We start from the raw sequence: 12,346 nt of genomic DNA, 5'->3' as shown, positions 1-12,346 counted from the left end.
ATATCTTAAAACCGCAAAAAAAGGTGTGCGTATTTGTGAAAAAAAATCTCCATGAAATTTAATGTGGTGGGACTAGTGCGATTCGAACGCACGACCTTCAGATTAGGAGTCCAACGCTCTATCCTGCTGAGCTATAGTCCCGTGTTTCCTACCATTCATGTAAAGTTATAGCAAAAAATCCTTTCTTTTCTAGATTTCTTGCATAACCAATTTATGACGACAAAAAACATTTCTGTACTTCTTGAGTATAATGCTATTATATTTAATAACATGGTTTAAGTAAGATTAATGCTAGTTAACAATATTGGTTATTTCTATAACAATCAAAACGACTTTGCTTTAAGCAATATAAACATTAAAGTAAAGAAAGGAAATGTTGCATGTTTATTGGGGCATTCTGGCTGTGGCAAGTCAACAATTTTGAAATTAATTGCGGGGATAGAAAATCCAAAATCTGGAACTATTTTTATAAATGATAGGTTAGTTGCAAGTAATAAGGCATCAGTCGCTATAGAGCATAGAAATATCGGATTGATTTTTCAGCATTCTGCATTATTTCCTCACAAAACAGTAGTAGAAAATATAACCTTTGCTATCCGCAGCTCTTCCAAGAGAGAAAAGCACCTAATTGCATTGGAAATTTTGAAGTTACTCAATATAGAAAAATACGAAAATATGTACCCTAACGCCTTATCTGGAGGACAGCAACAATTAGTTGCAATAGCAAGAGTGATGGCACAAAACCCTGATGTTGTGTTGTTAGATGAACCATTTTCTAATTTAGATATACTGCTCAAGTGCCGAATAAGACAACATATATTGTCCCTTTTTAGAAGTAAAAATATCCCTGTGCTAATGGTAACTCATGACCCGCAAGAAGCATTGAAAGTTGCAGATTTTATCTACGTAATGAAAAATGGTAAAATTATTCAATCAGGAGTTTCTAGCGATATATACCATAGGCCTCAAGATGATACGCTAGCAAAGTTTTTTAGTGAGCTCTCTTCTACTCTACAGTTAAGCGAAAAGTTTCCACTTATTCGCTGCAAGAAAATAATCTAGTCTGGAATTGTTATAAAATAATTAAAAAACCTTGATTTATAATTAAATAAAGGTGATATAATCTATGTGTTACTTGACTTCAGTCAAGTTTTAATATTTAAAGGTCAATATTTTAAATGGAGGTGAAAATGAGTTTAGGACCATGGCAATTGTTTCTAGTCTTAATAATAATTTTAGTTCTGTTTGGTGCAGGCAGATTACCGCAAGTTATGGGTGATTTAGGAAAAGGCATCAAAAACCTTAAACAGGAGCTTAAGGACTCAGAAAAATTATCGTCTAACGAACCAGATCGTTAGCGTCCTCATACTTCGTGACATGCACCTTAGTGCATGTCATCTGTTTAAAAACTTAGTCAGGTTAAAGAATGAAAGAGATGAAGTATTGGTATGAAATAAATAACAAATATTGAAATACAGCAACAACTATGTTAGCTTAGGAGGAATATTTTATTAAAAGATAATTGTGCAAAAAAGTGAGAAACTAACTAAAGATAAAAAACTAGCTTCTGATATTCTAAAAGAGGTTGCAGATACCAATAACAATGATAGCAATAAAGTAACTTTGTTTGACATTAAAACAGCTTTGCATGAGCGCGGTTTTGGTATTTTAATAATCATCTTCTCCTTGCCGCTATCGGTGCCTATACCGGTTCCACCTGGTTATACAACTATTCTTTCTATACCTTTAATCTTATTCTCACTGCAGCTTCTATTTGGATTTGATTCTCCTTGGATGCCCAGTTGGCTAGAAAGAAGATCTTTTCAGCGTTCAACACTAGCTCTTGTGGTAGAGAAAACTTCCCCTGTATTAGAAAAAATAGAAAAATTCATGAAGCCAAGACTGTCTTTCATTTTCTATGGGCCTGGTGAGAAGATTCTGGCTTTTATGATGTTGCTTTGTGCAATAATAATAGCTCTTCCATTACCTTTTACTCACTTCCTTCCTGCAATTGGCACAACTCTTATTTCACTTAGCATTATGAGTAAAGACGGGTTTCTATCCATATTGGGAGTTTTAGTATCGTTGTGCGCGTTGTTGCTTACTCTTGTTGTAATAGTCAAAGGACCACAACTTATAACCGGAGCACTTTCTCTTCTTAAAAGCTTTACAACACTTTAACAAAAGAACGAATTACTAGCGCAAAATGAATAATGCATATTGAAATAAAACAATAATTGTGTTAAGAATTATTTTTATCAAAGGTTTTTCGTGTCAAAAAATGATAAGTTGACTAAAAGTGATAAATTAGCTTCTGATATTCTAAAAGAAGTTGCAGATACCAATAACAATGATAGCGATAAAGTAACTTTGTTTGACATTAAAACAGCTTTGCATGAGCGTGGTTTTGGTATTTTAATAATCATCTTCTCCTTGCCGCTATCGGTGCCTATACCGGTTCCACCTGGTTATACAACTATTCTTTCTATACCTTTAATCTTATTCTCACTGCAGCTTCTATTTGGATTTGATTCTCCTTGGATGCCGCATTGGTTGGAAAGAAGGTCTTTTCAGCGTTCAACACTAGCTTTTGTGGTAGAGAAAACTTCTCCAGCATTAAAAAAAATAGAAAAGTTCATGAGACCAAGAATGTCTTTTATTTTCTATGGGCCCGGTGAAAAAATTTTAGCTTTTATAATGCTGCTTTGTGCGTTATCAATAGCTCTTCCACTACCTCTTACTAACTTCATTCCTGCAATTGGTACGACTCTTATTTCGCTTGGTATCATGAGTAAAGATGGGTTTCTATCCATATTGGGAGTTCTAATATCATTGTGTGGGTTATTGCTTACTCTTGTTGTAGTAGTCAAAGGACCACAACTTATCATTGGGGCATTTTCTTTTCTCAAAAGCTTCGTATATGGTTAGGCTTTACAACACCTTAACAAAAAAAAAGGAGCTTTTTACACCTATCGATAAAGATCATGTGAAAATGTATGTTTGCGGACCAACAGTATATGACACAGCACATATAGGCAATGCACGGTCTGTTGTTGTGTATGATGTGTTATTTCAGCTACTTAAGTTTTGTTATGGCAAAGTTACCTATGTGCGTAACATAACCGACATTGATGATAAGATAATTAATGCAGCAAGTGAAAAAAATAGCAACATAGAAAGTATAACCACATATTACATTAAAGCTTTTCATGATGATATGGAAAGCATAAATTGTAAAAAACCAACATACGAACCAAAAGCAACGGAAAACGTAGATTACATTATAAAATTAATTGAACATTTGCTGCAATCAGGCCACGCTTATGAATCTGACAAACACGTGTATTTTAATATAGAATCTTACCATGAATATGGTGCTTTATCAGGAAAAAAAACTGATGAATTGGTTCCAGGTAGCAGAGTTGAAGTTAATGAAAATAAAAAGCACCCTGGAGATTTTGTGCTGTGGAAGCCTGCAAATGATATTGACTACAAACTTTCAAGTTATTGGAATAGCCCATGGGGAGAGGGCAGACCTGGATGGCATATAGAATGCTCAGCAATGTCATATGCTTACCTTGGCAAAGATTTTGATATTCATGGTGGCGGCATAGATTTACAATTTCCTCACCATGAAAATGAAATTGCACAGAGTAAGTCTGCATTTGCTGGATCAATGTTTGCAAAATACTGGATACATAACGGCTTTCTTACAGTAAATGAAGAGAAAATGAGCAAGTCCTTATTTAATATAGTCAAAGTAAGAGATTTGCTAGATAGTGGAATAAAGGGTGAAGTAATACGCTATGCACTGCTCAAAACTCACTACAGAAAACCACTTGATTGGACAGAAAACGTTATTTCTGATGCACAGGAAACCTTAAATAAATTTAATCGGTTATTACGTGGTTTAGATACAATAAGTATTGATGAAAGTAACGCAGAGATTTCTAAAGATTTTATAGACGCTTTAAAAAACGACTTAAACATTCCTGAAGCTCTAGCTATATTACATGAAATGGCTGCAAAAATTAACAAAATGAGTAATGAAAGTGAAAAGCTTAAATTAACTGAGAGTTTTGTTAAGAGCGCCAGATTTATTGGTCTTCTTGAGTCAAGTTATCAAGAGTGGTTTACTGCTGGTGTGAGTCATCAAGAAATAGAAAGATTGATAGATTTAAGAAGAGCAGCAAAACAAAATAAAGATTATAATACTGCAGACAAAATAAGGGACCAGTTGAAACAAATGGGGATTACAATTTCTGACAATGAAGATGGTACAACAACCTGGTAAACTCATATGGAAAACTACTTCCTGTTATTCACAGATAGTCTAGTATCGTCGTTAGTTTTACCCATACATCAAGGTTTTGTGTTCAATACCATGCTTTATTTCAGGTCGTATTACACTCCACTACTTATGTTATTTTTTGGAGTACTAGGATCAAGCCTTGGTGGAATAGTTAACTGGTATTTAGGTAGAATAACAATCTCTATACGAAAATCATACCGCAAACTAGAGAACGAGCATAAAACACCAAAAATCGTAAAAAATCTACTGATTTGTGCAGTTACATTACTTTCATGGGTGCCGGCACTTGGAAGTGTGATTCAAATTTTATCAGGTTATTTTAAGTTAAACCTTTATATCCTTGCCCCTTTAATCATTCTATCTAATTTCCTCTATTTGTTATATCTAATACTTACTTTTGGCGTATAACAGCTATAGTACTACAGCCATTAAAGCCCAAGTCATAGGATGGATGCACCATGAGCTAAAAGTAACTCCACAAGGTCCCTATGATTGAAATCAGTGGCATAATGTAATGCTGTTCTTCCTTCATTATTTTTAGCGTTAACATCGGCGTTGTGTTTTAGTAGTACTTTTGCTACATCAATCTTTCCATTCATAGCAGCGAGGTGTAGTGGTGTGTTGCCGTCTTTATCCTTAGCGTTAACATCAGCACCTTTTTGAATGAAGTATTCTGTTGTTCCCAACATTTCATTCAAATCATCCCCCCATAATAGACGGTTATTCTTGGCAATCAAGTGCAATGGTGTCCAGCCACGTTTGTCTTTAGCATCAACATCACTACCATCTTCAACAAGACATCTTACTACCTTCAAGTTCGCGTATAAAACTGCCCAGTGTAACGACGTTAGATCATCATTATCTTTAGCATTAACGTCAGCACCTTGCTCTATAAAATATCTTACCATATCAATCTTTCCTCTGATAGCAGCCCAATGCAATGGAGTACCGCCATATCCGTCTTTGATATCAATATCAATTCCTTTACCAATTAGGTACCTCACCGCATCCAGTTTCGCAAACCTAATAGCCTCATGTCACATAGTTTTGCCATTGCTGTACCTAGCACTAACATCAATACCTTTTTCTTTTATAAGGTATTCTGCTATATAAAAATTTTCATTCTCAACAGCCCAGTATAACGCAGTCCAGCCATAACTATCTTCAATATCAACACTAGCGCCTTTATTTACAAGATATTTTACCATGTCTAACTCTCCACTCTTAGCAGCCCAGTATAATGGCGTTTGGTAAAAACAGTCCCTAACATCAATACTAGCACCTTTATTGATCAGGTATTTTACTATGTCCAATTTCCCATTTCCAGCAGCTAAATGCAATGGAGCAATATCACACCCATCTTTAGCATTAACAATCTCACTAAGCTTATCTTGATGTTTTTTCTTTATATATGCTAATAAGTTTTTAATCGCTTTATAATCATCATTTTCAACAAGCAAATGTAAATTAGTATCTTTGTAAAAGTCATCAATCAACCTACCGTGTTTACTTGCATATCCCCAAATAGATGCAACATGAATTTTACTATCTTTCGCTAAATCACCACTGTTTATCAATTCTAGAGCCTTTCTGAGGGTTTTCTCTTCTTGTCGGTTCTCTTGTAATTTTAATCTTGTTACTTCCTGTACTAACCTATGGACATTTAATACACTTTGGTTTTGTTCACCGCCCACCATGGAATATCTCACAAGTAAACGGATGGCTAGCTTTAACTGCTTTTTCTTATAATCACTTACCGAATTTAAGAATATTTCTCTAGCGATTTTATCAGGTGCAAAATAAGCCAAAACATCTAAAATCTCTGAAGCTAATGGTCCATATTGTTCATCACTTCTTACTTTATCCATCGTAACTTCCCAAGCTGTAAAAGTTGTTTTAGTATAGTTATTATCAATTCCTTGAAATATTTTAGACTTAAGCAACTTCTTAGCTTTCTTTTCATACTCTTTTAGGTAATCACTAATTTTAAACTTCTCTATTATTCTCTGATCTTCGATATATGATATTGCTTGTTGTATAGCTAAAGGAAAGCATTGCAACCTTCTTACCAAATTTTCTATCTCCCGATCTTGCGATTTATCTTTTTTTAGTATATTAAATCCTTTTTTAACAAACTCTATAGCGTCTCTTTGTTCCAATTCTCCTAGCTTTATAACGTCTATTCCCTTTTCCAGTTCCTGATCATGCGAGGTAATCAAAATATGAGGCTTGTTAAGATCAGGAGATAAAGAAAATGGCAAAAATTTACTTATCTTTTTGTACTCTTGAACGTTATCGAAAATGAACAGGCTCCTCCTTCTTGCGAAGAAAGCATATACTTCTCTAACAATAGTTTCTATCGTTTTGTCGTTTCCATACTTATCTTTGGGAGAAATACCTAATCTATTTCTAGCTTCTAAGAAACTCCCTCAACCAGTTCATCTTTTTGAACTAAGATGTAGCCAAATTCCTGTGCTTTTTTGATCAAGTTTTTTTTAACTCTCTCTTTGTAACGTGTTTCATAATAGTTCATTCCTTTTTCAACATACTCTTGCCCATACTTTAGCATACTATAAAAAATGCATGCTAGTTTTCTTGCGGTAGCCGTGATTGCTTTTGGTGCACCTAGTCGTCTCTTTATTCTTCTACAGTACGCACCTATTCCGCTGTTGCTTCTTGATACACAGTGAGCAGCTATTCGAAATGCATTTGCAGCACGATTAATGACTTTACGCGTTCTTGTGCTAAACACTTTTTCTCCTGTAATTTTATTGGCAGGGCTGAGCCCTAACCACGATGAAAAGTGTTTTTCTGTCCGCCATCTATTAGGGTTTATGCCAGTTTCTGAAATTATTGTTTGTATGGTTACTACATCAAGTCCTGGAACTTTTGTGAAATCCCTACCTGTAATTCTATGCAGTTCTTCGTGTATAGCAAAGTTTGGCCCATGTTTTGTAGACTTACGCTTTATTTTATTACATAGCTTGTTCCCACCTGACTTTGTCTCAAATGTTTTATAATATCCTTCAATACTTCTATCACATTCTGCTATTTTTTCCTGATAAATATTGTATAGCTCAAACTCTTGTTTTAGTGTAAACAGGTGTTCCTCTCTATAGTCTCCTGCTAATGCTTTTGCAATGGTAGATTTATCATTTTTTATTCGTCCATCTCTTAATTCAGCTAATTTTTCTGGATTTCTTTCACCTTCAAGTATTGCTTTAATAATTTGTATGCCAGTAACTCCTGTTATATCGCTTATCACCTTATGCAATTGAATGTTCATTTGAATTAACGCTTTTTGCATACGTTGAATGTGTGCTGCTGCACTTTTTATTAGGTTATCTCTTTGTCTAGTGTAGCTGCGTAATACACAAATTTGATTATCTGGTCTAAATGACCCTTGAAGCAGTCCATAGCTATGCAGTTGTTGTAACCACTGGCAATCCTGAACATCAGATTTTCTTCCAGGCACATTCTTAACATATTTTGCGTTTACTAATTTTACTTCAAATCCATATGATTCAAGTACTTGAAACAAAGGGATCCAATACACTCCTGTTGATTCCATGGCTATTGTAGTAACTTTGCACCTCTTTAACCACTTTGCTAAGTTATAAAGATCTTCTGTGAAGCAGCAGAATTTTTGTATATTCTGTTTATCTCTTCCTTCTGGTACACATACATAATGCACAGATGAACCAATATCTATTCCTGCCGCATCAGGGTTCATTACCTCTAATTTACTTTTTGTTTTTGCCATTTCTAACCTCCATCATATAATAGTTGAAAAGCACTTCAGCTTGGAACGGTTGAATTATACGCTCTTCTAATCGAGGTAGTCTCAAAGACTCCATCAGTGGTTTGATCGTTCCTTCCAAAACCATGCTAACCTACGGGCACTAAGGCACCATTGCCTATTCGGCTATAACTGCAGAAGCGCTTCTCCGTAAAATTATATTCAAAAAAGTAGAAAATAGGAGTTTCTTTCTGGTTTGACAGGTTTTATATCTGTCCGATGCTAACCTTAAGAAAGAATCTTTCATAGCTTCAAAGTTTTCAGCGTCTATCCATATAACATTGTCGTCATAATATCTTCTATATTTACAAGCATATTTTCTAGCTAACTGGCTTTTTCCCATCCCCCCAGGACCACTAATAGACGTTATGTATGAAATTACAGCACCTTTGGGATTGCGTTGTAGCGAATCATGTAGCATTCCCAAATCCTCATCTCTTCCTGTAAATAGTCTGACTGGACCTCTTACATCAAACCAAACCGCTCCTAAAATTTCCTCTCTTATTTCTTCAAGAAGAGCTTTTGCTTTCTCATATGATAGAAACTCCTCTTCTTCTTTCTCCAGCAAAATCAGCACTTCTTCCTGGTAACGGCTGTAAAAGTGCTTTGCATCAGTATTGCTGAATTCCTTGCCCAATTCACTCTTAATAATTTCACTAAGTTCAGTTCCGCTTGGCAAATTGACTGCAAATACTAATTTATTTAAAAAGTCTTCTATTTCTTTATTGCTGACTTCTCTACCTACCTCACGCTTTACAAAATCCTTATTTTCCTGCAAATATGAGATAATACTATTATCAAATTTATATCTTACACCATCACCTACATCCAGAAACTCATCTTGTGTGTCTATTCTTATGACTGAAATTTCCTTTCCTTTATTCTTCCCACTCGGCATCATTCTCAGCTTTCTTACTGGATGCGATGTCGAATCCGCGGAATCAAAATCATCATTTGTAATAATGACAAAATCCTCTATTTCACCCTCAAACTCTCCACTACTTTTGATCTTTAAATAAGCAATGAGATATTTTATTAAGCCAAACGCACCATCCTTTCCCGGTGTTAATAAGTCACCTATGCTGATCTTTTTGTGCCTACCCTGCCTGTGCTTGACTTGTATGAATCTATGTACTATTTTCCCATCTTGTTCATACCGAAGAACAATATCATCAAAATCCTTAGCTGATTTTTTCTCTGTGAATAGGCGGAAAGAATACTCTCTATCTACTGCATGTTTAGGAAACAGCATTAGCCATCTCGCTTGATACATAATACCATGAAAGGTGCGCTTAACCGCCAAGCAGGATAATCTTACAGGCACCTCACTCTAATCTCTCACTCAAAATTGAATTCACAACATCAGGGCTGGCTTTTCCCTTGGTGAATTTCATGACTTCACCAACAAAGAAACCATATAATTTTGTTTTACCGCTTTTGTATTCTTGAACTTTATCTTGGTTGCTATTGATGATTGTGTCGATAACTTCTGATATTTGACCTCTATCGGTTATTTGCTTTAGGTCCTGCTCTTCTATGATGAGAGATGCAGGTTTGCCAGTTTCAAACATAATATCAAAAACTTGTTTACCAAGTTTAGCAGAGATTGTTCCATCAACGATAAAATCTAAGAGTTCGGACAAAGCATTTGCTTTGATTGGGGAGCTCACAATATCAATATTTGCTTTATTTAAACGACCGAAAAGCTCTACAGTTAACCAGGTGACCGCGAGCTTTGAATCATGTTTTTTTATCAATTCCTCAAAGTAATCAGCAATCGCCTTATCGGAAGTAATGACGTTTGCATCGTATTCGTTGATACCTAATTTTTCAATGTATCGCTGCTTTTTCTGCTCTGGCAACTCAGGTAAAGATGATTTAATAGAATCGATTTTATCCTGGCTTACCTCAACAGGTAATAAATCAGGCTCAGGGAAGTATCTATAGTCGCTTGCATCTTCTTTGTTTCGCATCACTTTTGTTTTTCCCAAAGCGACATCAAACAATAAGGTATCTTGACTTATTTCTTCTCCACTTTCTAAAATTTCAATTTGTCTTTGTATTTCATAGTCTATAGCTTGCACAATATAACGTATCGAGTTCAGATTTTTTATTTCACAACGAGTGCCAAATGTACTACTGCCTTTTAGGCGAACAGAAACATTTGCATCACAACGAAGTGATCCCTTTTCCATATCACCATCACACGAACCAATGTAACGCAAAATCTGCCTCAATCTTTTCATGCATTCTGCAGCTTCTGCAGATGAACGGAGATCTGGTTCTGAAACAATTTCCATTAAAGCAACCCCTGCACGATTTAAATCTACATAAGTTCTGCTTTCCTCATGAACGCTCTTTCCTGCATCTTGCTCTAAATGAATTCTCGCAATTCTTATTTCTTTTTCATTGTCGTTGATAAATACTCTACCGTTTTTAACTATTGGCTCAAAAAACTGAGTTATCTGGTAACCTTGTGGTAAATCAGGATAAAAATAATTTTTCCGATCAAAGTAAGAATACTTATTAATTTCTGCAGAAAGTGCAAGACCAGTGCGTATTGCTTGCTCTATGCAGTAATAATTTAGTATTGGCAGCGTACCTGGCATTGCCGCATCAACTAGAGAAACTTGAGTGTTATGCTCAGCACCAAATTCCGTTGATGAGCTAGAAAATAGCTTCGTATTAGAAGAAACTTGAGCGTGTACCTCAAGCCCAATTACCGCTTCCCAATCCTCTTTCGTCATGTATTTTATTTAAATGATAATCTTAATATTCTGCAAAATTAGCACAAAAAGTCAAAACAAAACTCATGTTAGCTAAGTGGTATGCAGATTGTTTTACCCATAGAAACGGGTTAAATGCAAAAGATTACTTGACAAGCTTCGCCAGCCCTCTTATCATAAAATTGAAGCTATTTATTTATCTTCTCTGTACAGATTAAATGACAAAAAAACTCACGTATCTGGCGTCTCATGTTTAATTTTTTGCACTATGTGCACCTTATGTCTTTATAAAACTTCTACCTACATAAGCTGAAACGCGCTTATAAAGCGTTTAAAACATAAAAAAACGCCAACTTAAAAAATGGATAGTGAATAACTAGCTACCCTAGGGTTTCTTTTGCCTTTTTTTCTGTTTAGTAAATTTCTTAACGTTTATAATTTAGATTAGTTGCGGTTTAAAAGCAACTGAATCGCGGTTATTAAGTGTTTAGAATAAAAAAACGCCATACTTGAAAGTATAATGTAAGTAATTAGCCAACCACGGGGCTTCTTTTGCCTTTTTTTTCGTTTGGTAAATTTCTTAATGTTTGTAGCTAAACGATAACCGTCATCCCGCTACTTGTTAGCGGCCGAGATACCGCGAATGAATTGCGGTATGACGTAGGATTGCTGTCATTCCAGTGCCAAGCACTGGGATCCAGCCTTTATTATTTGGTTGAAATTAAGTCTTCTGGATCCCAGTGGGCTTTGTTGCATCGCTAGCTATGATGGATTAAAGATAAAAAAGGTGGAGAATATCAGTAGCTTATTATTCTGGTATTTATAACAAGAACGGTCAGTGAATACCTAAATTTGAGTAAAAGAAATTTCACTACCACTCACTAATCCGGCTAAAATTCAAGAATTTCAATGCTTTAGCTATTTTCAATAGAATTAAATTTATTAATATAAATAATAAATTACTATTCTTAAATTTGATCAGATTGATTGCAAAAAAACAAGATTTTCAATAGGTTGCTTATAATCCTAATTATAGTTAGCCTTTCATAAGTAGCGATGCAACAAAGCCATCCCAGTGTCAGCTACTTGGATGACACCATTCTTTTTCCTGGATTCCAGTGTCTGGGCACTGGAATGACATCCTCCCTTGTGGAGATTGCTCTCAAATCACAATGTTCGTACAGCTATGCAAACACAAAGGTGTCATTCCAGCGCGTGACGCTGGAATCCAGTTGAGCTATTTCAACAAAAATACTGCATTTTGAGATGAACGTCTATTCTCACCAGACTTATTTACAAGTATAACAATTAAAGTCTGGATTCCAGTGTCAAGCACTGGAATGACATCATAGGGGCACTGCCCTTTTGGATGGAAACCAGTGTCAGCTACTTAGATGATACCTTTTTTCTACTTAGTTTGGGTTATGCAAGAAGTCTATTGCATTCCTGAGCAATTTGATTCATTATTCTTTTTGTAAAAAATTTTCTTAACTTTCTCTCCACTTTTTT

11 protein-coding genes and 1 tRNA gene are annotated in these 12,346 nt (G+C 35.3%); 6 read left to right on the top strand and 6 right to left on the bottom strand.

Features of this window, described 5'->3' with window-relative positions; all coding sequences use genetic code 11:
• Positions 1-64: 64 nt before the first annotated feature.
• Positions 65-141: transfer RNA gene (locus tag AAGD59_RS01760), tRNA-Arg, on the bottom strand.
• Positions 142-288: 147 nt separating this feature from the next.
• On the opposite strand from AAGD59_RS01760, the gene AAGD59_RS01755 reads away from it, so the two are divergent.
• The 6 genes from AAGD59_RS01755 (at position 289) to AAGD59_RS01730 (ending at position 4,720) form a co-directional block, all read left to right on the top strand.
• Entirely contained in the window at positions 289-1,062 is a 774-nt protein-coding gene (locus tag AAGD59_RS01755; RefSeq protein ID WP_141456795.1) for an ABC transporter ATP-binding protein, read from the top strand.
• 128 nt (positions 1,063-1,190) lie between these two features.
• On the top strand, positions 1,191-1,358 hold the full coding sequence (locus AAGD59_RS01750; protein WP_006013840.1) for a twin-arginine translocase TatA/TatE family subunit: 168 nt from the start codon (positions 1,191-1,193) through the stop codon (positions 1,356-1,358).
• Positions 1,359-1,524: 166 nt separating this feature from the next.
• Positions 1,525-2,181, top strand: coding sequence for an exopolysaccharide biosynthesis protein (locus tag AAGD59_RS01745; RefSeq protein ID WP_010962397.1), 657 nt, complete (start codon positions 1,525-1,527; stop codon positions 2,179-2,181).
• A gap of 90 nt (positions 2,182-2,271) precedes the next feature.
• Positions 2,272-2,928 (top strand): exopolysaccharide biosynthesis protein, encoded by a 657-nt coding sequence (locus AAGD59_RS01740; protein ID WP_015588796.1) that lies wholly within the window; start codon positions 2,272-2,274, stop codon positions 2,926-2,928.
• Entirely contained in the window at positions 2,921-4,294 is a 1,374-nt protein-coding gene (gene cysS / locus AAGD59_RS01735) for a cysteine--tRNA ligase (protein ID WP_265027930.1), read from the top strand. The genes AAGD59_RS01740 and cysS overlap by 8 nt, the downstream gene beginning before the upstream one ends.
• 6 nt (positions 4,295-4,300) lie before the next feature.
• On the top strand, positions 4,301-4,720 hold the full coding sequence (locus tag AAGD59_RS01730; RefSeq protein ID WP_015588794.1) for a DedA family protein: 420 nt from the start codon (positions 4,301-4,303) through the stop codon (positions 4,718-4,720).
• A gap of 32 nt (positions 4,721-4,752) precedes the next feature.
• Here the strand turns inward: AAGD59_RS01730 and AAGD59_RS01725 are convergent, their stop codons facing one another.
• The 5 genes from AAGD59_RS01725 to gatB all read right to left on the bottom strand — a co-directional run bounded on the left by AAGD59_RS01725 (position 4,753) and on the right by gatB (position 10,858).
• A complete protein-coding gene (locus tag AAGD59_RS01725; protein ID WP_265028055.1) occupies positions 4,753-5,340 on the bottom strand; it encodes an ankyrin repeat domain-containing protein in 588 nt (195 codons plus the stop codon).
• A gap of 9 nt (positions 5,341-5,349) precedes the next feature.
• Positions 5,350-6,573: an ankyrin repeat domain-containing protein gene (locus AAGD59_RS01720; RefSeq protein WP_265027929.1), complete on the bottom strand. Its 1,224-nt coding sequence runs from the start codon at positions 6,571-6,573 to the stop codon at positions 5,350-5,352.
• A 155-nt stretch (positions 6,574-6,728) separates the two neighbouring features.
• Positions 6,729-8,075, bottom strand: coding sequence for an IS110 family transposase (locus AAGD59_RS01715; RefSeq protein WP_341812900.1), 1,347 nt, complete (start codon positions 8,073-8,075; stop codon positions 6,729-6,731).
• 154 nt (positions 8,076-8,229) lie between these two features.
• Positions 8,230-9,363, bottom strand: coding sequence for an ATP-binding protein (locus AAGD59_RS01710; RefSeq protein ID WP_265027928.1), 1,134 nt, complete (start codon positions 9,361-9,363; stop codon positions 8,230-8,232).
• Between the two features lie 73 nt (positions 9,364-9,436).
• Positions 9,437-10,858: an Asp-tRNA(Asn)/Glu-tRNA(Gln) amidotransferase subunit GatB gene (gatB, locus tag AAGD59_RS01705; protein WP_015588792.1), complete on the bottom strand. Its 1,422-nt coding sequence runs from the start codon at positions 10,856-10,858 to the stop codon at positions 9,437-9,439.
• Positions 10,859-12,346 lie beyond the last annotated feature (1,488 nt).

Source organism: Wolbachia endosymbiont (group A) of Cephus spinipes (genome assembly GCF_964026895.1).
Classification (GTDB): domain Bacteria; phylum Pseudomonadota; class Alphaproteobacteria; order Rickettsiales; family Anaplasmataceae; genus Wolbachia; species Wolbachia pipientis.
This window is presented reverse-complemented; position numbering and strand designations above follow the sequence as displayed.